The organism is Porphyromonas sp. COT-052 OH4946, assembly GCF_000765965.1.
Classification (GTDB): domain Bacteria; phylum Bacteroidota; class Bacteroidia; order Bacteroidales; family Porphyromonadaceae; genus Porphyromonas; species Porphyromonas gulae.
In genome coordinates this window covers 147,647-169,169 of the sequence record NZ_JQZY01000024.1, presented here as the reverse complement: position 1 = coordinate 169,169, position 21,523 = coordinate 147,647, and the positions used below count along the sequence as shown (strand labels likewise).

Below are 21,523 nucleotides of genomic sequence, written 5' to 3'. Positions count from 1 at the left end.
TATGAAGATAAGAAAACTTGCAGATTTAGCAAAGATATTCGCAAACTAATTTGCTGAATATCAGAGATTAAAAAGAATTTTAAGGGACGACTAATTACCCTTGCGGAGCTCATGCATGTAGCTCCACAAGGGTGATTTACAAGCCCTTTTACTCCTGCTTCCATCCAAATTCTTCCCTCCTTTTATGCGAAGAATACCTCTCATCCATCTCATTATTTTTCAAAGGCCTTATAAAAACAAATCCATCAGCAAAGCCGACCTTGCTGATGGATTAGAAAAAAACTATTGTTACCCTAAGAGAACCTGTAATGCTTTTACAGGACGTGACAATGCCCCGATTATTTGCGGAACGGGGGTTTCACGATCTCGGCCTTGAGCTGACGACCACGTACTACAATGCCAAGCTCTGTGCCGACTTTGCTGAACTCCGTAGCCACATAGCCCATGCCGATACCTTTCTTGAGGTAAGGAGACATGGTTCCGGAAGTAACCTCTCCGATGATTTGCCCTTCGGCATTGGCAATTTCATAGTGCTGGCGAGGAATACCCTTGTCTTTCAGCTCGAAGGCAACGAGCTTGCGCTTGAGTCCTCCGGCTTTCTGCTCTTCCATGATCTTACGGCTCGGCATATCCATTTTGTCGTCGGTGAACTTGGTAATCCAGCCCAGCCCGGCCTCTATGGGAGAGGTGGTGTCGCATATATCATTGCCGTAGAGACAGAAACCCATCTCCAGACGAAGCGTGTCGCGAGCACCGAGTCCGGCCGGTTTGATACCTTCGGGCTTGCCGGCTTCGAAGAGGGCATCCCATATCTTCTGTGCATATTGGGGATAGAAATAGAGTTCGAAGCCGCCTGCTCCGGTATAACCCGTAGCCGAAATAATTACGTCGGGACATCCGGCGAAAGTACCTACTTTGAACGTATAGTAGGTGATCTCGTTCAGGTCGATGTCCGTGAGGCGTTGCATCACTTCCGTTGCTTTCGGGCCTTGTACGGCAAGCTGGGCGATGTTGTCCGATGCATTTTCCAGTATGGCTCCCATCGTATTCTGCTGCTGGCACCAAGCCCAGTCTTTGGCAATGTTGGCAGCGTTGGGTACCATCATATACTTTTCCTCTTCGTAGCGATAGAGCAGGAAGTCGTCCACTATACCACCATCGTTATTGGGGAAGCAGCAATACTGTACTTGGCCGATGGCCAGTTTGGAAGCATCGTTGCTGGATACTTTCTGTAAGAAGCGGAGGGCATTCGGGCCTTTCACCCAAAATTCGCCCATGTGCGATACGTCGAATACACCTACATTATTGACCACATTCATGTGTTCATCTATGATGCCACTGTATTCGATAGGCATATTGTAGCCCGCAAACTCGTGCATCTTTGCTCCTAACGCAATGTGCACATCGGTAAAGGGAGTTGTCTTCATTTTTTGATTCCTTGTTTATTGTGATTTGTTTAGTTGATTGGTTCGGAAACGATGACAAATTTAGCCAAAAAGCACTATCGTTCGGAGTACATCTCGTCGTAGTATCGGAGGTAGTCGCCACTGGTAACCCGATCCAGCCAGTCTTGATTGTGAAGATACCAGCGGACGGTTTTCTCGATGCCTTCTTCGAATTGGAGAGAGGGTTCCCAGCCCAGTTCGTTTTTCAGCTTAGTCGAGTCGATGGCATAGCGCAGATCGTGTCCGGCCCTGTCCGTTACATAGGTGATCAGCTTCTCCGAAGAGCCTTCCTCTCTGCCCAAAAGACGATCCACCACGCGGATCATGACCTTGATGAGATCGATGTTCTTCCATTCGTTGAAGCCACCGATATTGTAGGTGTCGCCATTCTTGCCCCGATGGAATATCAGATCGATGGCACGAGCATGGTCTTCGACATAGAGCCAGTCGCGGACGTTCTCCCCTTTGCCATAGACGGGTAGAGGCTTGTTGTGCCGGATATTGTTAATGAAGAGGGGAATGAGTTTCTCCGGAAATTGATAGGGCCCATAGTTGTTCGAGCAGTTGGAGATCACTATCGGCAGACCGAAAGTGTCGTGATAAGCCCGGACAAAATGGTCGCCGGAAGCCTTGCTGGCCGAATAGGGAGAGTGTGGGTCGTATTTGGTTTCTTCCGTAAATAGCGTACCGTCGAAAGCCAATGCCCCGTATACCTCATCGGTCGATATGTGATAGAAACGCTTGCTTTCGTATTCCCCATGCCAAGCCTCTTTAGCTGCTTGCAGGAGCGTCAGTGTCCCCATTACGTTGGTACGGGCAAAAGCTAAAGGATCCTTTATAGACCGATCCACATGACTTTCGGCCGCCAGATGAATGACTCCGTCAATGGCATAATAAGCAAAGATTTTCTTCAGCGTATTGGCATCACAAACATCCGCTTTGACGAAGCGATAGTTAGGCTCGGACTCTACATCCTTGAGATTGGCCAGATTGCCGGCATATGTCAGCGTATCGAGATTGATGATCTCATAATCAGGATAAGCATTGACCATGAGTCGTACCACATGCGATCCGATAAAACCGGCACCGCCGGTGATGAGAATATGACGTCGGAAGTTCATCGTTCTTCAATGTTTTAGCAGATTCAGACACGCAGCCAAAGAATCCTGCCAGTGAGGAATGCTGATGTCGAAAGTGTTTTTAATAAGTGTCTTATCCAAGACGGAATAATGCGGCCTTCTTACTCTCGTCGGATATTCATCGCTATGGCAGGGGCTGATCCGGCATGCTGTATGACCACTAATTCGGGCGATGGCCACTGCAAGGTCGAACCACGAACATACGCCTTCGTTGCTAAAGTGATATAGCCCCGTCTTAACGGGCAGTTGTCCTATAGCCAGATGGTGTATGAAAGCAGCCAAGTCCGCAGCATAGGTAGGAGTACCAACCTGATCGAAGACTACATTTAATGTATCGCGTTCTGCTGTCAGCCGAAGCATCGTTTTCACGAAATTATTGCCGTACGATGAGTACAGCCACGATGTGCGCAGTATCATGTATCGGCAGTCGGCTGCCAACACAGCCTGTTCTCCTTTTAGCTTGGTACGACCATACGCACCGAGAGGAGCCGTCGGAATGTCTTCCCTATAGGGGATATTCGCCATACCATCAAATACATAATCCGTAGAAATATGTATCAGCAGGGCATCATACTTCGCAGCAGCAGCTGCCAGATGAGCCACGGCTTGGTGATTGACTTTCTCGGCAGAGACTTCATTGTCTTCGGCTTTGTCCACAGCTGTATATGCGGCACAGTTGATAATGATCCCGATGCTATATTCCTCTACAAAGCTCAGGACGGTATCTCTATCTCTAATATCCAGCTCCGCCAGGTCGGTGAAAACAAAACGGCTGTCAGCCGAAGCCAACAACCGAAGTTCACTACCCAACTGACCATCGGCTCCGGTTACCAGTATTCGGTTCATTCGTATAAGTCTTGATTGTAGGGGAAGAGATTCTGGAAATCCTCGCTCGATGTCAGTTCTGCCCACGAGGGATTAGCCTGATCTTTGGCAGAGAGGACAATGTCCTCTGCGGGGATTCTCCAGTCAATGCCTAAGTTCGGATCGTTCCAAGCAATGGCTCCTTCGCTTTGCGGAGCATAGTAGTTGTCGCATTTGTACTGGAATACGACCTCGTCGCTTAGCACGACAAAGCCGTGAGCAAATCCGCGTGGGATAAAGAGCTGCCTGAAGTTTGTATCGGAAAGCTCCACGGCTACATATTTGCCGAAAGTAGGCGATCCGAAGCGAATATCCACGGCATAGTCAATCACACACCCACGTACTACTCGCACCAGCTTGCTCTGAGCATGAGGAGGTTTCTGGAAGTGAAGCCCTCTCAGTACTCCATAGCGGGATGCCGATTCGTTGTCTTGTACAAAATTAATGGGACGAATACCCGTTTCTATCTCTTGCCGACTGAATGATTCGAAGAAATAGCCTCGATCGTCACGGAACAATCGGGGCTCAAGGATAACAACTTCGGGTATTTCGGTGGGGGTGAAGTTCATGGATGGGGAGCTCTCTATTTGATCAGTCCAAGCAGATACTTTCCGTATTGATTCTGTTTCATCGGTTCAGCCACACGAGCCAGATCTTCTTTGGTGAGCCAGCCATTATTGTAAGCAATCTCCTCCAAACAGGCGATCTTCAAGCCTTGGCGTTTCTCTATGACAGAGACAAATGCGGAAGCATCTGTCAGTGATTCGTGCGTGCCTGTATCCAGCCAGGCAAAACCACGCCCCAGCTGTTGGAGGCGGAGCTGATTGCGAAGCATGAACTCCTGATTGACTGAGGTTATTTCCAGTTCGCCCCGTGCCGATGGTTTGACATCTGCTGCTACATCCAGTACATCATTGGGATAGAAGTAAAGTCCCACCACTGCGTAGTTGCTTTTCGGCTTTTTCGGTTTTTCCTCCAGACTGATGACCTTGCCGGTAGCGTCCACTTCTGCTACACCATATCGCTCAGGATCATTCACATAATAGCCGAAAATGGTGGCCATGCCCTTTTCTGCATCGGCAACTGCCGACCGAAGCATCTGGCTGAAGCCATGCCCGTAGAATATATTATCTCCTAAGACGAGACAGGCACAATCGTCTCCTACAAACTTGCGTCCGATGATGAAAGCCTGTGCCAATCCATCGGGGGAGGGTTGCACTGCATACTCCAAGCGAACACCGAGATCACTGCCATCACCCAAAAGCCGTTGGAACATGGGCAGGTCCTGTGGTGTGGAAATGATCAGGACATCCCGAATACCCGCAAGCATAAGCGTAGAAAGCGGGTAGTAAATCATCGGCTTGTCATAAACGGGCAGAAGCTGTTTGCTTACACCCCGAGTTATCGGATATAGACGAGTGCCGGATCCTCCGGCAAGGATTATTCCTTTCATAGCAAATCGATTTGCGGGACAAAAATAACTTTATTACGATCAAATGGCAAATAGGATTGCAGCAATAGCTTGATATAATTACATCGCTCTGTTCTTACTCTATGAATTTTATTCGTTATTTATCGGCAACAAGCCTGTTTGTATTCATTCGGTGATTGAAAGACTGGATCACTGCTTCTATTCGGCGTGTCATACTGTCAGCCCGTGCAGTTTGCGTTTTGATCAGATTTGTGTGAAGTTCTTTATCATTAAGATAGTCGTACAAGGCAAGAGGACGATTGCCATCGTGCTGAAGGACGAAGCCATCCCCTAATAGTTGAAGCGTACCGTCATAATCGGTAATAGCAAAATGCGGGGCTTGTCGGCTAAACATGTTATTCCCGAAAGCCAGAACAGGAGTAGAATAACCCAAAAGGCTTAGCACCGTCGGAAGAATATCGGCTTGCTGTACGGTAGTAGTCCTGTCAAATCCTATCAAATCAGATCCCGGAGCATAGAATAAGATGGGTACGGCATAACGTCCGACAGCACTTCTGTAATCAGGACGAAGATCTCCGGAAGCATGGTCGGCTGTGATAACGAAGAGCGTATTTTCAAACCAAGGCTGTAGGCTTGCTTTACGGAAAAATTCTCCCAAGGCATGATCTGTATATCCGATGCACTGCACCAGCGGTTCGCCCTCGTTGGGGAAGTGACCTTTGTAATGACTTGGAATACGGAAAGGCTCATGGCTGGAAAGCGTGAACAGCGTACCTACAAAAGGCTGTTTCATACGGCTGAGCTCGTCCACGGCATGCAGTAAGAACGGCTCGTCCCAGATACCCCATACACCATCGAAATCTTCATCACGGGCATACTCCGTCTTGCCGAAATAACGTTTGTAACCGGCTTGTTTGACAAAAGCATCGAAGCCCATCGATCCGTTTGGTGCACCATGCAAGAAAATGGATTGATAACCGATATGCCCAAGAGCCGTCCCCAATCCTTCAATCTCATTGCCCGAATAGTGAGACGTAATGAAGTGTGAGCGAAGAGAAGGCAACGAACTCAATATGGATGGCATGGCATCGATACTCTTACGCCCGTTGGCAAAAGCTTGTTCGAACAGGTATCCCTTTTGTGAAATCGAGTCGAAGCAGGGTGTATATCCTTTGTAATCGGGAATGTCTTGATTCAGCCGTCCCACGTATTGGCGGGCAAAGCTTTCGATGATTATTACCATCACGTTGCGTCCACGCAACTGACCGAAACGAGCTGTCGTATCCGTCGCCAAATGATGAATAGGGTTGAATACTTGCTCCAATTCCTTTTCGGAGGCATAAAAACGCTTTTCCTCCAGCCCCTGTTTGCCAATGGTACGAATGATGCTGTAGGGCGTATTCAGTACCAAAGCCCTGTGTTCCACCTTGTCCACCGACAGATTGGCATAGCTCATTGTCATAGGACGCCACGACTTGGCAAAGCTGCCTCCACGTATACCCCATACGATAAATGCGATAGCAGCAACGAGGGCTTCTGCGTGGGCCGTATAATAATGCAAGGCGCCTTTCTCTTCGGCATAGGTGCGTACCGGCTTGACCCGATGATACAACCATACCATAGCAGTAACGAGGACTATGGCCAGTAGGCTCATATACCAGTAATTCAGAAGAAGATGCCATATCAGCCCTCCACCTTCATGGCTGAATTCGGAGAAAACCGTCGAAGAGGTTCGCTTTAAGGTATATGGATAGTAAATACAGTCGGCCAGACCTGCCGCTACTCCCAAAGCATTTGGCACGAAAAAGGCCCAGTCGGTCAGGATTCGATAGGAGCGTTTGGTACGAAATCTGAACGGCAGAAAGCTCAACAGAATGAAAAGGGCATTCAAATACAAAACGGAAGCCGTGTCGAACCTAAGCCCCCCCATCCATGCACGCCATACCTGCTCGGCAGTCATGTCGGCAAAAAAGCGGTAGTTGAAGAGGTAGAACAATCCACGGGCAATACCAAAAAAGAAATAAGCCAATGCCATACGATAGGCAAAAGCCCACCAGCTGTTTGTCTGTATTGTCCGCTTGAAAATATTCATATCTCTTTCTGTGTGTTCTATTCGGATGGAGGCAGGGGGCGAGGGTAACGAATGATTTCGGTCACATATCCCCCGTTTGAGCCTATTTCATGATTTGGCGGATAATGTATTCCGTTGCACCCGCATTAGATCTGATATAGTCTGCTGCTGCGTGGGATGCGGCATCCCTATAGATCTTGTCCGTTTGCAGTCGCTCGATCAGGGAGCCAAACTCCTCTGCCGATGATACCGAGAACCCTCCGCCGACATCTATCAATTCACGGGCTTCCTTGAACTTCTCATATCGTGGCCCGAAAATAACCGGTATGCCATAGACTGCGGCCTCGGGTGTATTGTGAATGCCCTTGCCGAATCCTCCTCCGATAAAAGCTACCTGACCGTAGCGATAAATGGAGGATAGGAGACCGAAGCTGTCTACGATCAGACAATCCTGCCGGGCAATATCGCTTTCCGTAGCTTCCGAAAGTCGTATGAAAGGTCGCCGTATGTGCGATATGATCTGTAGCAAATGTTCCTTGTCGATTTCGTGCGGTGCCAGTATGAGCTTGATCTTGGGATTGCGATTGAAGTAGCGTACGAGTATCTCTTCGTCGGGAGGCCAACTGCTACCGCCCACAATGACCAAACCGTCTTCCGGTACGGAAGCAGCAAAACGCTCTATCAGCGGAAGCGATTTGCGAGCTTCATATACGGAGATCACCCTGTCGAAGCGCGTATCTCCCGCTACGGATACATGGTCTATCCCATGCTTTTCAAGTAGCAGGCGCGAAGCCTCGTCCTGAACAAAAATGTGCGTAAAGCAGTGTAACAAACGCTTGTATGCTCCTCCATACCAGCGGAAAAACAGCTGTGACGGTCGGAAGATGGATGAAACCAGATAAGTAGGTATCTGCCTGCGCTCCAATTCTGTCAGGAAGCAGGGCCAGAAGTCGTATTTGATGAAAATAGCCATCTCAGGCTTGACCAAATCCAGAAACTTACGCACGCGAGCCAAACGATCCGCCGGCAGATACACGATCACATCGGCACCTTCGTAATTCTTACGCACCTCGTATCCCGAAGGGCTGAAGAAGGTAAGCACGATCCTATAGTCCGGATATTCGCTTCGGATGCGTTCTATCATCGGTCTCCCCTGCTCGAACTCCCCCAAAGAAGCAGCATGGAACCATATATAACGTCCGCCCGGCACTATGCCCTCACGTAGCCGACGCCACACCTTCCACCGCCCACGAACCATCATACGAGCTTTGGGATTGAACGGAACGGCAAGTTTGATCAGCGAGGAATAGACCAATCCGATCAGGCTGAAAAGGAATCGCATATATCTCGAAAAAAGAATTATTGCTCTCAGCCTAAGACTTCAATGGCACGGCGTATGCGTCCAACGGTCTCTTCACGCCCGAGCACTTCCATAATGTCGAAGATATGAGGGCCCTTGCTCTCGCCCACGAGTGCCAACCGAGTGGCGTTCATGATATTGCCGAGGTGATAGCCATTGGTCTCGATCCAGTTCTTTACAGTCGGTTCGGTTGCTTCGGCTTCAAACGATGGGTGAGAGTCCAGCAATTCGGCAAGTTCGCCCAACTGCTTGGCCGTATCTTCTTTCCAGCGTTTCTTCACTGTTTTTTCATCATAGGATAGCGGTGCGGTGAAGAAGAATCCGGCTTGCTCCCATAGCTCTCCGATAAAGTTTACACGCTCCTTGACGAGGGAGATTACATGAGCCGTTTTCTCATCGGTAGCCTCTACTCCATGTTCGCGAAGGATGGGGCGGAAGAGTTCGGCCAAGTCCGTATCGTCCTTTCGCTGGATATATTGGTGATTGAACCAACGCCCTTTCTCGTAGTCGAACTTGGCTCCGGCTTTGCTGCACTTTTCGATGTCGAACAGTCGGATCAATTCGTCCATACTCATGACATCCTGATCATTGCCCGGATTCCAACCCAGAAGCGCGAGGAAGTTTACCACCGCTTCAGGCAGGTAGCCGCTTTCACGATAGCCTTTGGATATATCTCCCGTTTGGGGATCTTTCCACTCCAGCGGAAATACGGGAAATCCCAAACGATCGCCATCGCGTTTGCTCAGCTTACCGTTTCCTTCGGGCTTCAGCAGCAGTGCCAAATGGGCAAATCTCGGCATCGTGTCTTCCCAACCGAAAGCACGATAGAGCAGGACATGAAGCGGTGCACTGGGCAACCACTCCTCACCGCGTATCACATGACTCACTTCCATCAGATGGTCGTCCACGATATTGGCCAGATGGTAGGTGGGCAGGTCGTCGGCACTTTTATACAGCACCTTGTCGTCGAGGATGGAAGAGTTGATCACCACTCGTCCGCGAATCAGGTCGTTCACTTCTACGTCCACATTCGGCTCCACGAGGAAACGAACCACGTACTGCGTCCCCTCCGATACGAGACGCTCCACTTCTTCGGCAGGCAGTGTCAGAGAGTTGCGCATCTGTCCACGAGTAGCGGCATCGTATTGGAAGTTGGGTATCTCGGCTCGCCGAGCTTCCAGCTCCTCCGGCGTATCGAAGGCGATATATGCCCGTCCCGAATCCAATAGTTGGCGAACATATACACGATAAATATCGCGCCTTTCGCTCTGCCTATATGGGCCATATTGGCCTCCATAGCCCACGCCTTCGTCGAATTTGATGCCGAGCCATTCCAATGCCTCTATTATATATGCCTCGGCACCGGGCACGAATCTATTGCTGTCCGTATCCTCGATGCGCAGGATCATATCACCTCCATGCTGGCGAGCGAAGAGATAGTTGTATAGGGCCGTACGTACCCCTCCTATATGCAACGGCCCGGTAGGACTCGGAGCGAAACGTACGCGTACACGTCTGTTGGTTGTATCCATTATTGGGTAATTTTTCATTTGTATAATGCCACAAAAGTAGCATTTATCTCGGTAGTTTTTTCGCTGAAAAAGCCTAAAAAAGAATCTCAGACTGTCTAATAGCAAAGCAAATTCAAATACATATCGGAAAAACGAGATAATCGAACCTATTCGATCTCATCGACATGTCCGTGCCCATTGATGTAATCCATGTCTTTTACATCCCGGAGAAAAAAATCGAAAAGATATTAGGAAAAGGCTGATCTCGAAAAGGACATCACTTTGGATGTCAGGGCAGAGGCATTCAAAACAGCGTTCTATAAATTTTATAGTCGTTGAATGAGCCGTCAGTCATGTATTCAGTCTCTATTTGGAAGGCCTCTTTATGGCCTCGGATCCACGGAGGATAGAGAGCAAAGAAGTTTATCCTCTCGACTTTTTACTCCTGATCGTTTTCCTCTCTACGCTCTCAGGTGATACCTCTTGGTACGAGATTGAAGATTATGCCGAGGAATACGAAGAAGAGTTGAAAAGCCGGTACGAAACACTTACGATCGTAGGCGTACGATCCCTTCCTGCACGATGCAGGAGACCAGCGTAGGCCTACGGTGCTCATTACAACATGCTAATTACCAGTATATTATGGCCAATTAAGGTGAAATGAAAATAATCTTAGAAGTTTTTCCTGTTTTGCGTCTTCAAAATTCATTTTCCCCCTTATTTGGGAAGATCAGGACTCATTTCTTATAATAGAAAGAAACCCGTGATTGTAATTTCCAATAGTAAGAGAGCAACACAGACTACAGAAAATTCCCCGAAGAGACCGCCCTCTTCGACAGAGGGCTATCGCATTTGAAGGATTGTACTGCGATTGCCCTGCTTTGGATGTGATTTATAGGGTATAGAAAGCGGTAATATCGGATTTTGAGACCTTTTGCGTCCTATAAACAGTAGAGCAAAAGAGAGAATAGGATACATTTATGTGATGTGAAAAAGAAGGATTGGTTTTGTGATGATATTCTTGTCTTCGGAAAGACAAAAATTCAAAAACCAATCCTTCTTAATAGAGTAAAGAGTTGTAACGGTCGAAGTCTTTCTCAGACTTCGTTATCGCTGATCGCCTTTCAGGGAGGCTACATGCCCCCAGGTGCCTCCGTTGAGTACATTGGTGAAGCCATTGCGTTCAAGGATGCTCTTGGCTTGGCTGCTTCTGTTGCCGCTGCGACAGAAGACGATGATGGTCTTCTTATTCTTGAGTTCATCCAGGCGAGATGCTATCCGGTCCAGCGGAATATTCACGGCTCCGGATACACTGCCCGAAGCAAATTCACCCGGCGTACGTACATCGACCAGAAAGGCACCGTTGCGAATAGCCTCGGTCAGAGCCTTATCGTCAGGCTGCGAGAATAGATTTTTCAGTAATCCTAACATGACAATTGCAATAATGATGGTTAAGGAAGACGATATTACTTTTTTGATATTTTGCTTTGACATACATAGTCTGTTTTGGGAACACCGGTCTGCGCAATGCTTGCGAATCCGCCTTCGATGTCCGTGAAATTACGATAACCTCGCGAGAGTAGGATGCTGGAAGCGATCATACTGCGGTATCCGCCTATACAGTGCAGATAGAAATGTCGGTCTCGGGGAATATCCTGTATCCAGTCATTGATATAGGCGAGCGGACGGCTATAAGCTCCTTCCACGTGCTCTGCTGCATATTCGCTCTCCTTGCGTACATCGAATACGAGGCTCTCTTCGGAGCGGAATCGTTCGGAAAATTCGTCGGCCGTGATGCGTTCTACATGGTCGATCTCTTTGCCCGAGGTTTTCCATGTGTCGAATCCGCCATCCAAATAGCCCAGCACCTGATCGAATCCCACACGGCTGAGTCTTGTGATCACTTCCTGCTCACGTCCGGGATCTGCCACGAGCAACAGAGGTTGCTTCACGTCTACGATCATCGTACCGACCCAAGGGGCAAAGTCCCCATCCAGACCGATGTTGATCGAACGAGGAATGAAGCCTTGGGCGAACACGCCGGGAGCTCTCGTATCCAGTACCAGAGCATCGGACGTTTCGGCTATCGCTTCGAAGTCTGCGGCTGAGAGGGCTGAGAGTCCGCGCTCCATCACGTTGTCGATGCTGTCATATCCCATCTTGTTCATAGCCACATTGCCACCGAAATAAGCCGGCGGTGGCAACAAGCCCTCTATCACAGATGCTATAAATGCCTCTCTGCTCGGCTGATTAAGAGCATAATTGACTCGCTTTTGGTTGCCAAGGCTGTCCACTGTCTCCTGCATCATATTCTTGCCGCAGGCCGATCCTGCACCGTGAGCCGGATATACGATGATGTCGTCCGACAAAGGGAGGATCTTGGTGTAGAGACTATCATAGAGCAGGCCGGCCAGCTCTTCCTGTGTCAAGTTCGCAGCTTTCTGCGCCAGGTCAGGACGGCCGACATCTCCGAGGAAGAGCGTGTCGCCACTGAAGAGAGCCGTCTCGCGTCCGTTTTCGTCGATAAGCAGGAAGCAAGAGCTTTCCATCGTATGTCCGGGTGTATGAAGCACTCGGATCCTTACATTGCCCAACTCGAAGATCTGATTATCCTCAGCCACTATCGCATCGAATCCGGGCTTAGCCGTAGGTCCATAAACAATGGGGGCACCTGTGGCACGGCTCAGATCGAGGTGTCCGCTCACAAAGTCGGCATGGAAATGCGTCTCCAATATGTATTTGAGCTTTACCCCGTCGCGCTTGAGGCGTTCGAGGTAGGGCGTGATCTCACGCAGTGGGTCGATGATGGCAGCCTCTCCCATCGAAGTGATGTAGTATGCGCCTTGGGCTAAGCAGCCCGTGTAAATCTGTTCTACTTTCATATTTGTCGAGTGTTATTAATGCTTGTCTGACGTTGCAAAGATCAACCATCTTTCCGGCTCGTACAGCTACTTTAGTCACACAATGGCGCGAACTATACGAGTACGGTCTCTTTGAGAATGATGTATAGCCCCATGACGAAGACGAACCAGCCGAATGCCGGTTTGAGTTTGTCTCCGTCAATATATTGGGAGAGTTTCATGCCGATGAATATCCCGATGATGGCAAAAGCCGTTACCGAGAGAAGAAGCCCCCAGTCGAGACCGGCCGGATTATTCTCTCCCAGAAATCCCAAGAGCGATTTGGCTGATATGATTACAAGTGAGGTGCCGATAGCTCGTTTCATCGGTAGGCCTCCGAGGATGACTAAGGCAGGGATGATCAAGAAGCCACCTCCGGCACCGACAAGCCCTGTGAGCGTACCGACCACAATTCCCTCAAGGAGGATCAGGGCATAACGGGGTCGTTTCGGCTTGGGGGATCTCTGTGATGTTTTCTCCTGCATTTTAGCCGGTCTGATCATGCTGACGGATGCCGTAAGCATCAGTACGGCAAACAAGAGCATCAGGAGCATGTTCCGGTCAATCAAAAAACGGCCAAGACTCAATACATGCTCCGGAATCGCCGGTACCAGATAAGCTCTCGTCAGGAATACGGCGAGGATCGATGGCAGACCGAAAAGCACTGCAGTGCGAACGTCCACCAGCGAACGGCGGAAGTATGAGATGCTACCGAATACACTGGTAGCTCCCACGATAAAAAGCGAATAGGCTGTACCCAAGACAGGGTCTATACCCATGAGATATACGAGCACGGGAACGGTGAGGATACTCCCTCCGCCACCGATAAGGCCGAGTGACAGGCCGATTAAAATAGATGCCAAGTAACCTGCTATAAGCATACTGTCTCCGGTTTTATGATGAGGCAAAGGTCATCATATCCGGAGCGGTGTACAGCTACTTTGGTCACATAAGGGTGATTTTGTTACGCCCTAAGCGAACGATGCCGGATTCTTCCAGTTGTTTGAGCAGCCTTGATACCACGGCTCTGGCTGTTCCCAATTCATTGGCCAGTTGTTCGTGCGTGATCTGTATCGTATTGCCCTCCACGAGTTCGGCCTTCTTTTGAATGAGGGCCAATAGACGTTCGTCCATTTTCTTGAAAGCAATGGCATTCACCGTATCCAATAGCTCCTCGAATCGCTTGTGGTAGGAGCGGAAGATGTAGTTGAGCCATTCGGGATGCTCTTTCATAAAGAGGGAAACCTTATCGACGGGCAAGAAAAGAATCTCGGCATCGTCTTCGATCTCCACCTTTACCTTGCTCGTCTCATTGTGAAGCCCCCCAAGAAAAGACATGATACAGCTTTCGCCCGCCTTGATATAGTAGAGCAGGATTTCTCTGCCATCCTCTTCGGTACGGATCACCCTCATGACCCCTTTGATAACGATAGGGATGGAGCGAACATGTGCATTCTCATTGAGGATAACACTGCCCGCTTTGTAAACCTTCAGTATGCCATGCTTATACAGTTTGTCCACAAGCTCAGGCGAAGAGCGAAATTCGGATATATCTTCTATCTGCTTCATGGTGACAAACTTAATAAAACTACTGTGCAACCGATAAGAAATGGAAGAAAAAGCTCTTTCGCCACCGCTTTCTCCATCGTGATCTAATGCTTGCGTTTGTTTATCCTTTTTTCGATCCGTATGCTACTGAAATGGACTGATTCATAATCCTGAAAATACGAGTGAAAAAAGTTTTCAACAACCAAGATGTGTTTAGAATGATTCTAAATAAGCATCTGAAAAGAGACGAATCTTGAAGTCAAAAAGGTGAGAATACGAACTTTTTCAGATCAAAACAAGGTCTTCGAATGAGTGGATAACGATCTATATACAAATTATTTACGATAAATATATAGATCGTTTTCGATTTGTATATAAATCGTTTTCCATTTATATATAGATCGAAAGTCATTTATATATAAATCGCATGCCCAAAAAGGTCTTTTTAGGAGTGTGTCAAAAAGAGTCACGCACCAAGTTCTACATAGAACTTGGTGCGTGACTGGTTGTGTGTGGAGGATTATCGGGAGAACTATTGCTCCTTATCTGCCATGAGTACGGACATCATTTCTTTTAACTCCGACAGGTATGAGGAATAAGGGAGAGAGCCCCTTGTAGTAAGATATGTATGAGAATGAAGTATGCATGTTTGGAGTCTTTATCGTTATTTATCAAACAGTTTTATCAAGCAGCCGAGGTCTCTGTATAATAAACGCTTTCTGAGGGGAACCTCTGCCGGCTTGCAAATGTAGCAAAAATCGATTCGACCAACATCAGCAATAGAGTATTATACCAAAGGTGATCGCCCAGCCGATCACACATATCTGCATAAAACGATCCTGCAACAAAACTTTGGTGGGACTGCCACTGCGGTTTTCGACTAATGTCAGTTGTAAATGGCGAAGGAGTCCCGCCAAAACGAATATGGCGGTAAGATATAAATGGCTGCTACCGATACGTGCCACTACCTCGTCAGAAATCGTGTACATGATGTAGCACACCACTGTTATTGCAGCTACGATACTCAATGCTTGGTTCATGAAAGCGGTATTGTACTTGTCTATATTGCCTCGAGCTTTCATCCCGGTTGTCTCATAGATCCATACATCATCCCATCGCTTTGCTAAAGCCAGGAAAAGGGCCAGAAGCATAGTCATGAGCACAAGCCACTTCGATAGCATAATACCTGTGGCTAAGCTACCCATTAGAAGCCGTAAGACAAATCCTAAAGAAATGATCAGAATATCTACGATCGCTATCTGCTTGAGCTTGATGCTGTATAAAATATTCATTCCGATGTAACAGACGACTACCAGAGATACCCCTATGGGATCCATTGCTATGGTAATAATAGCCCCTACCCATAAGACTCCTATACTCAAAATAAAGCAGATGGACATCAGAGCATATCCCCATGACATGGATAAAGCTCCACTGGCAATAGGGCGATGACGCTTGACAGGATGTAACCTGTCCGCTTCCACATCATTGATGTCGTTAAAGCAGTAAACACCGCTGGCAGCGAGGCTGAAACTGACAAAAGCAAGCAGGCTCGGTAGCCAATACTCCACCTCGAACAGATGTTTGCCGAAAAAAACCGGCAAGAAGATGAAGAGGTTTTTGACCCATTGGTGAGGGCGTAGAACTTTGAAGATAGAATGGCACATCAGTTAAATAATTGTGAAGATAGTGGACAAGAGGCCTGATAGCGTTATTGATCAACCACAAAGGTGTAGTTTCTTTAAGAGGCCTACCCCATGCCATCAGGTTAATTAGAAGAACAACTAAAAACAAAGAGTGGAACGATTCCCTACAAAAATAAAGAGTTTGAGAACACGGACAAATAGCAAACATGATATAGAAAGAACTCGAACGCTTGTTAATTTGTAAGATGACACCCATGGTAATATCTTCCCAAATATTGATTTGGTTTAGATAATCACATGGCAATGAACCGAAGTATAAGGCTTGTAACACAAGCTTAATGTTTCTGGATTATCTTTGTACAAGAATTGGGCAGAGATGCCTTTAAGTCGAATCTAAATTATTATGTCTTATGAGAAAAAGAATTCTACAACTTTTCCTGACCACACTGCTGATGGCCTTAGGTTTCTCTTTGGCAATGGCGCAAACAGTGGTGACCGGTAAGGTGATCGATTCAGAAACATCCGAACCTCTCATCGGTGTATCTGTAAGCACCGGTCAAGGGGCATCCCTCCGCGGTGTAACCACCGATATGGATGGTAGCTTCCGATTCGAAGTGCCGGCCAAATCTGTCCTGACCTTCCGTTGCGTAGGCTATGTTACCCTAACTCGCTCTGTAGGCAGAGGCTCTCAAGAAGACCTTGGCACGATCTCCCTCGATCCGCAAGCCATCGGTTTGGATGAAATTCAGGTAATAGCCTCCGTGGTGCCTAAAGATCGTATGACGCCGGTACCAGTCTCTAATATTCGCGTGGCCGATATTCAGGCAGCTTCGTTGAATATCGAGTTCCCCGAATTGGTTAAGTCCACTCCGTCTACTTATACCACCAAAGGAAGTGGAGGTTTCGGTGACGGCCGTACCAATGTGCGTGGATTCGATACCTATAACTTCGGTGTACTCATTAATGGGGTTCCCGTTAATGGTATGGAAGATGGTAAGGTGTATTGGAGTAATTGGAGCGGTCTGATGAACCAAGCCAGCACCATTCAGATCCAACGCGGACTCGGAGCTTCCAAGCTCGGTATCAGTTCTGTAGGGGGTACGATGAACATTATCACTAAGACTACAGATGTCAATACCGGTGGTTCGGCTTATGTCGGTATGGGTAACGATGGATTGCACAAGGAATCTTTCTCTATCTCTACGGGTATGAACGATGGTTGGGCCATCTCTATCGCAGGTTCCCATATGACTGGTCTGGGTTATGTGAATGGGCTGAAAGGTCGTGCATTCTCTTACTTCTTCAACGTTTCAAAGAAATTCAACGAACGTCACACCCTTTCTCTTACCGGATTTGGTGCACCGCAATGGCACAACCAACGTTCCAGCAAATACTCTGTGGCTGACTATGATAAATATGGTATCCGTCACAATCAATCGTTCGGTTATCTGCGTGGCGAACTGACTCCTACAGCTTATGCTTACAATACCTACCATAAGCCTCAGTTCTCGCTGAACCACTTCTGGAAGATGGATGACAACACCTCTTTTTACACCACAGCATATGCGTCTTTAGCTACCGGTGGAGGTCGTCGTGCTTATGGAAAAAACAGCAAGTGGGTATTGATCAACTATAATACGGGTCAGCCCTACGAACAAACCAAGGTAACTCCCGACGGACTCATCGATTACGATGCGGTACTGGCTGCCAATGCTGCGGCAAGCAACGGATCGGAAGCAATCTTCGCTCTCGGATCTAACTCTCACAAGTGGTTCGGCTTGCTTTCTTCGTTCAAGAAGAAGCTCAATAGCTCGCTGACTTTGACAGCCGGATATGACGGACGTTACTACCGTGGCGATCACTATGACAAGATCACCGATCTGCTCGGTGGCAATTACTATGTAGAGGATCCCAAGGCAAAGCTTGCCTATCATACGGAAGGTCAGCACCTGAAAGTAGGTGACATCGTAAACCGTGACTATACGGGGGAAATCATGTGGCATGGTCTCTTTGCTCAGATGGAGCATTCATCCGAATGGATCGATGCATTCGTATCAGGATCTATCAACTACGAACTCTACCGCAATCATAACTATGGCGGTAGCAAGTCCACCAATTACCTGGCCGGTGTATCGCCGTGGAAGAGCTTCCTTCCCTGGAGTGGTAAGGCCGGTCTGAGCTACAAATTTGCACAGGGACACAACGTATTCGTAAACGGTGGTTACTTCACGCGTGCACCACTCTTCGGTAATGTTTATGCCGCAGGAGCTATCGTTCCCAACGAAAAAGCCAATATGGAAAAGGTGTTTACAGGAGAAATCGGATATGGATTCACGAATCATAAGAACTTCGAATTCAATATCAACGGATACTATACCAAGTGGATGGACCGCGTGACTTCGAAGAGAATCGGAAATGAATATGTTTATCTCAATGGCGTTGATGCCGTTCACTGTGGGGTAGAGGCTGAGATCAGCTATCGTCCTATTCGTCAAATCAACCTTCGCGGTATGTTCTCTCTTGGCGACTGGACTTGGCAAAACAACGTAAGCTACACTTCATACGACGAAGCCGGTAATGAGACAGGACAGGATATAACTTATATCAAAGGGCTGCACGTCGGAGACGCGGCACAGATGACAGCTGCCGTATCTGCGGACATAGAGCTGTTCAAGGGTTTCCATGTTGTAGGTAAGTACAACTTCCTTGGCAAAAACTATGCAGGATTCAACCCTGCAACACGTAATGCACAGCAGTACGAAGCAGATGGCAAAGAAATCGTAGAATCATGGAAGTTGCCCGATGTAGGTCTGTTCGATCTGTCTGCATCTTACAATTTCAAGCTCGGTTCGCTCAGCACTACGTTCTACTTCAATATGGACAACGTCGCTGACAAGCGATATGTGAGCGATGCCGACGACAATATCATCGGTAAGAAACACGATGAGGCTTCGGCTCTCGTATGGTACGGCTTCGGCCGCACTTGGTCTACCGGTATTCGTGTGAACTTCTGATCCTACTGTATAAAAACTGAAAGAGACTGTGCCGAAAAGCTGTTTCGGCGCAGTCTCTTTGTTTTTACCAGGGGGCTACTATGACCTGAAAAGGGGCTGTATCAATCAAGCGGACGGAAGCGATGCAGGGCATAGCCGTATGCAGGAAGGTGTAGCGGGTAGGGAGCGTATTGGGTGAGACAGCCGATTCCTTCTTCTCCGGTAAGCATATCGGTTAGTCGGAACGCTGTATTGTCCCTTATTTGCATGGTCTGAAAGGCGTGTTCGGGAATATTCACCCTGATTTCTGCTTCGTGTGGAGCAAAGTTGGCTACAACCAGAAGTATTTCCTCGGTTGTGTAGCGAAGGAAAGTAAACTCCTGATTCGGTCGGAAGTAGGGATGATCCTGATTGGCATAGCCGAGGTCATAGAAGTTTCCTTGAACGACTGATGGCAGGGCGCAAACATCATGTAATAGACAGGTATAACTTTTTAGTAAGACGCGTTCTTCTTCGGATAACATCTTCGTGTCGTATAGTCCGCCATTGATGCGACGCTGCATCTTGTCCAGACTCCAATAGTCAAATATCGTGGTGCGACCATCCTTGCCACTGAACCCTTCGGTATCCATGCCGCGTTCGCCAAGCTCCTGAGCAAAGTAAAGCATGAAAGGATTGCGCCCTATTGTGGCGGCTATCGTTACTGCCGGAAGAGCTTTCCGTGCATCTCCTGCAAAGAAATCCGAAGCTATGCGCTGCTCATCGTGATTCTCAAGGAAGTAGAGCATATTGTCGGCAAATCGCTCTGTTTGTCGTACTGCTCCTGATATATCCGAAGCGGAGCCATATCCGCAAATAACGGCACGGAGACAGTCATACATGCCTACCTTATCATACAGATAATCGAATCCTGCATGAAGATATTCTTCGTAAAGCTCCGGACGGTAGATTTCAGCGATGAATAAGACCGAGTATCTTTCGCGAATTTGCGATATTACCCATTCCCAAAATTCTACCGGCACCATTTCGGCCATGTCGCAACGGAATCCATCTATTCCTTTGCTTGTCCAAAAGAGCAGAATATCTCGCATCCGAATCCATGTATCGGGTATCGGGTCGATGTGTTTGCTTTCTCCATTCAGATAGTCGATGCCGTAATTCAATTTCACTGTTTCGTACCAATCCTCCTTGCCTACATGGGAGGAGAATCGGTCGTTGCCCGTTGCCTTCGCAGGCTCTTCCTGATAAGACATCGTACGACTCTGCTCCCCTAAATGCAGGTGGAGGTGTTGTTCCGGCAGGTAGTAAAAATTATTGTTGGGAGAGAATGCCAAAAGCGGATCGTCTCCCTCGCCCAGATCTTTTGTACCCGATGGTTTGGCATCCGACTGATATTCGCGTGCTACATGGTTGGGTACAAAATCTATGATCACTCCCATACCCGCACGGTGTGTACGCTCGATCAGGTCGTCAAATTCTGCCATTCGGTTAGGAATGTCCGTAGCCAATTCGGGCGATATGTCGTAATAGTCTCTGATAGCATAAGGCGATCCTGCTTTCCCCTTGACAATATCGGGGTGGCAGGTGAGGATGCCGGCATGACTATAATTCGTTTGGGTCGCTTGCTCAAGCAGACCTATGTACCATATATGGGTCGTGCCAAGATTCCGAATCATTTCCAGTGCTTGCAGACTGAAGCCTTCCATCTTGCCACAGCCATTTTCTTTGAGATCACCTCCCGGTGTTCGTGCTTGAGATCGGTTGTCGAAGAGACGTGGCAGCACGGAATAGATGATTATCTTCTCTTTCTTTTTCATGGATTTCGTCTTATTGATGTTGTTTTGAGGACTTGTTCGGCCATTTTGTATCCGAATGCTGCAATTTCTTCTGCCGGCTCCACTTGGAAGGGTTTGAACTTGATTATTTCTCCTGATTCGATCAGCAAATCGCACAGCTTGCGATCGGGCAAAGAGTTCGCTCGGAAGATGTAGCCGAAGCAACGCTCTGCAATGCCGAAAAGACTCTTTTTATACTCGGAAGGTTCCTTCGGATTGAGGTGTACCCCTATGAGATAGCGGCAGTCCTCCCGAATGACGGAAGCCGGAAGATCTTTGAATAGTCCGCCATCTACGTAGGTAGTCCCGTCTATCTCCACCGGGTTGAATAGAATCGGAATGCTACAAGAGGCTGTGACGGTTTCGACAAGAGGCCCTTGGGTAAAAACCTTAATTAGACCACGGTCAAGATCCGTTGCCACTATCTTGATCGGAAAGTGTAGATCTTCGATATTCTTGTGACGCAATACTGAACGGAGGAAGCTCTTGAACTTTCGTATACTGAATACGCCTCTTTGCGGTATTTGCCATTCGGTCAGGAACCCGAAATCTTTCCCGCGAAACAGTTGGGGGATTTCTTCGGGAGCATATCCATCGGCATAGAGAGCGGCTACCAATGCTCCTGCGCTAGTGCCGGCTATAATGTCGGGGCGTATCCCGTTGTCCTCAAGGGCATGGAGTACCCCTGAATGAGCAAATCCTTTGGCTGCTCCGCCGCTAAGAGCCAAGCCTATTCGATACTTTGCGTTTTGATATGAAGAATGAGGCATATTGCTGTG

The 21,523-nt window shown here is 48.1% G+C and carries 16 protein-coding genes and 1 pseudogene; 2 read left to right on the top strand and 15 right to left on the bottom strand.

What is annotated here, in order from left to right:
* Positions 1–338 precede the first annotated feature (338 nt).
* From gcvT to gltX, 8 genes are all read right to left on the bottom strand, one after another.
* Complete coding sequence (gene gcvT / locus HQ50_RS08860) at positions 339–1,427, bottom strand: glycine cleavage system aminomethyltransferase GcvT (protein WP_039419690.1); 1,089 nt, start codon at positions 1,425–1,427, stop codon at positions 339–341.
* Positions 1,428–1,501: 74 nt separating this feature from the next.
* Complete coding sequence (gene rfbB / locus HQ50_RS08855) at positions 1,502–2,566, bottom strand: dTDP-glucose 4,6-dehydratase (RefSeq protein WP_039419691.1); 1,065 nt, start codon at positions 2,564–2,566, stop codon at positions 1,502–1,504.
* Positions 2,567–2,572: 6 nt separating this feature from the next.
* On the bottom strand, positions 2,573–3,430 hold the full coding sequence (gene rfbD / locus HQ50_RS08850) for a dTDP-4-dehydrorhamnose reductase (RefSeq protein ID WP_039429838.1): 858 nt from the start codon (positions 3,428–3,430) through the stop codon (positions 2,573–2,575).
* Positions 3,427–4,017 (bottom strand): dTDP-4-dehydrorhamnose 3,5-epimerase, encoded by a 591-nt coding sequence (gene rfbC, locus HQ50_RS08845; RefSeq protein WP_039429836.1) that lies wholly within the window; start codon positions 4,015–4,017, stop codon positions 3,427–3,429. The genes rfbD and rfbC overlap by 4 nt, the downstream gene beginning before the upstream one ends.
* A 14-nt stretch (positions 4,018–4,031) precedes the next feature.
* The gene (gene rfbA, locus HQ50_RS08840; RefSeq protein WP_018965311.1) at positions 4,032–4,901 is read right to left on the bottom strand and encodes a glucose-1-phosphate thymidylyltransferase RfbA; all 870 of its coding nucleotides are present in this window, start codon (positions 4,899–4,901) and stop codon (positions 4,032–4,034) included.
* Positions 4,902–5,016: 115 nt separating this feature from the next.
* Positions 5,017–6,972 carry an LTA synthase family protein gene (locus tag HQ50_RS08835; RefSeq protein ID WP_039429833.1) on the bottom strand — a complete coding sequence of 652 codons (1,956 nt, stop codon included), beginning with the start codon at positions 6,970–6,972 and terminating at the stop codon, positions 5,017–5,019.
* An 82-nt stretch (positions 6,973–7,054) separates the two neighbouring features.
* Positions 7,055–8,293, bottom strand: coding sequence for a 3-deoxy-D-manno-octulosonic acid transferase (locus tag HQ50_RS08830; RefSeq protein WP_039422354.1), 1,239 nt, complete (start codon positions 8,291–8,293; stop codon positions 7,055–7,057).
* A 26-nt stretch (positions 8,294–8,319) separates the two neighbouring features.
* On the bottom strand, positions 8,320–9,843 hold the full coding sequence (gltX, locus tag HQ50_RS08825; protein WP_018965314.1) for a glutamate--tRNA ligase: 1,524 nt from the start codon (positions 9,841–9,843) through the stop codon (positions 8,320–8,322).
* Between the two features lie 364 nt (positions 9,844–10,207).
* On the opposite strand from gltX, the pseudogene HQ50_RS08820 reads away from it, so the two are divergent.
* Positions 10,208–10,375: pseudogene (locus HQ50_RS08820) on the top strand (transposase family protein); the annotation flags it as partial.
* 554 nt (positions 10,376–10,929) lie between these two features.
* Here HQ50_RS08820 and HQ50_RS08815 read toward each other — a convergent pair.
* From HQ50_RS08815 to HQ50_RS08795, 5 genes are all read right to left on the bottom strand, one after another.
* Positions 10,930–11,316 carry a rhodanese-like domain-containing protein gene (locus tag HQ50_RS08815; RefSeq protein WP_039419698.1) on the bottom strand — a complete coding sequence of 129 codons (387 nt, stop codon included), beginning with the start codon at positions 11,314–11,316 and terminating at the stop codon, positions 10,930–10,932.
* The gene (locus HQ50_RS08810) at positions 11,289–12,704 is read right to left on the bottom strand and encodes a rhodanese-like domain-containing protein (protein ID WP_039429828.1); all 1,416 of its coding nucleotides are present in this window, start codon (positions 12,702–12,704) and stop codon (positions 11,289–11,291) included. The genes HQ50_RS08815 and HQ50_RS08810 overlap by 28 nt, the downstream gene beginning before the upstream one ends.
* 92 nt (positions 12,705–12,796) lie before the next feature.
* Positions 12,797–13,603, bottom strand: a complete 807-nt coding sequence (locus HQ50_RS08805; RefSeq protein ID WP_039429827.1) for a sulfite exporter TauE/SafE family protein — start codon at positions 13,601–13,603, stop codon at positions 12,797–12,799.
* A 64-nt stretch (positions 13,604–13,667) separates the two neighbouring features.
* Positions 13,668–14,291: a Crp/Fnr family transcriptional regulator gene (locus HQ50_RS08800; protein ID WP_021665945.1), complete on the bottom strand. Its 624-nt coding sequence runs from the start codon at positions 14,289–14,291 to the stop codon at positions 13,668–13,670.
* Between the two features lie 752 nt (positions 14,292–15,043).
* Positions 15,044–15,937, bottom strand: coding sequence for a decaprenyl-phosphate phosphoribosyltransferase (locus HQ50_RS08795; protein WP_039429825.1), 894 nt, complete (start codon positions 15,935–15,937; stop codon positions 15,044–15,046).
* Positions 15,938–16,326: 389 nt separating this feature from the next.
* Between HQ50_RS08795 and HQ50_RS08790 the strand changes: the two genes are divergently transcribed.
* Positions 16,327–18,930, top strand: coding sequence for a TonB-dependent receptor (locus HQ50_RS08790; RefSeq protein ID WP_039429822.1), 2,604 nt, complete (start codon positions 16,327–16,329; stop codon positions 18,928–18,930).
* A gap of 101 nt (positions 18,931–19,031) precedes the next feature.
* Here the strand turns inward: HQ50_RS08790 and HQ50_RS08785 are convergent, their stop codons facing one another.
* Both HQ50_RS08785 and HQ50_RS08780 read right to left on the bottom strand, forming a co-directional pair.
* Positions 19,032–20,726 carry an alpha-amylase family glycosyl hydrolase gene (locus HQ50_RS08785; protein WP_039429820.1) on the bottom strand — a complete coding sequence of 565 codons (1,695 nt, stop codon included), beginning with the start codon at positions 20,724–20,726 and terminating at the stop codon, positions 19,032–19,034.
* Positions 20,723–21,514 (bottom strand): patatin-like phospholipase family protein, encoded by a 792-nt coding sequence (locus tag HQ50_RS08780; protein ID WP_039419719.1) that lies wholly within the window; start codon positions 21,512–21,514, stop codon positions 20,723–20,725. The genes HQ50_RS08785 and HQ50_RS08780 overlap by 4 nt, the downstream gene beginning before the upstream one ends.
* Between the last annotated feature and the right edge of the window lie 9 nt (positions 21,515–21,523).

What these genes read in the sequence shown, in the direction of transcription:
- HQ50_RS08785 (WP_039429820.1), bottom strand. Translation starts at nt 20,726, where the DNA reads ATGAAAAAGAAAGAGAAGATAATCATCTATTCCGTGCTGCCACGTCTC.
- HQ50_RS08795 (WP_039429825.1), bottom strand. Translation starts at nt 15,937, where the DNA reads ATGTGCCATTCTATCTTCAAAGTTCTACGCCCTCACCAATGGGTCAAA.
- HQ50_RS08800 (WP_021665945.1), bottom strand. Translation starts at nt 14,291, where the DNA reads ATGAAGCAGATAGAAGATATATCCGAATTTCGCTCTTCGCCTGAGCTT.
- rfbC (WP_039429836.1), bottom strand. Translation starts at nt 4,017, where the DNA reads ATGAACTTCACCCCCACCGAAATACCCGAAGTTGTTATCCTTGAGCCC.
- rfbA (WP_018965311.1), bottom strand. Translation starts at nt 4,901, where the DNA reads ATGAAAGGAATAATCCTTGCCGGAGGATCCGGCACTCGTCTATATCCG.
- HQ50_RS08805 (WP_039429827.1), bottom strand. Translation starts at nt 13,603, where the DNA reads ATGCTTATAGCAGGTTACTTGGCATCTATTTTAATCGGCCTGTCACTC.
- HQ50_RS08815 (WP_039419698.1), bottom strand. Translation starts at nt 11,316, where the DNA reads ATGTCAAAGCAAAATATCAAAAAAGTAATATCGTCTTCCTTAACCATC.
- HQ50_RS08810 (WP_039429828.1), bottom strand. Translation starts at nt 12,704, where the DNA reads ATGAAAGTAGAACAGATTTACACGGGCTGCTTAGCCCAAGGCGCATAC.
- HQ50_RS08835 (WP_039429833.1), bottom strand. Translation starts at nt 6,972, where the DNA reads ATGAATATTTTCAAGCGGACAATACAGACAAACAGCTGGTGGGCTTTT.
- rfbB (WP_039419691.1), bottom strand. Translation starts at nt 2,566, where the DNA reads ATGAACTTCCGACGTCATATTCTCATCACCGGCGGTGCCGGTTTTATC.
- HQ50_RS08830 (WP_039422354.1), bottom strand. Translation starts at nt 8,293, where the DNA reads ATGCGATTCCTTTTCAGCCTGATCGGATTGGTCTATTCCTCGCTGATC.
- gcvT (WP_039419690.1), bottom strand. Translation starts at nt 1,427, where the DNA reads ATGAAGACAACTCCCTTTACCGATGTGCACATTGCGTTAGGAGCAAAG.
- rfbD (WP_039429838.1), bottom strand. Translation starts at nt 3,430, where the DNA reads ATGAACCGAATACTGGTAACCGGAGCCGATGGTCAGTTGGGTAGTGAA.
- HQ50_RS08780 (WP_039419719.1), bottom strand. Translation starts at nt 21,514, where the DNA reads ATGCCTCATTCTTCATATCAAAACGCAAAGTATCGAATAGGCTTGGCT.
- HQ50_RS08790 (WP_039429822.1), top strand. Translation starts at nt 16,327, where the DNA reads ATGAGAAAAAGAATTCTACAACTTTTCCTGACCACACTGCTGATGGCC.
- gltX (WP_018965314.1), bottom strand. Translation starts at nt 9,843, where the DNA reads ATGGATACAACCAACAGACGTGTACGCGTACGTTTCGCTCCGAGTCCT.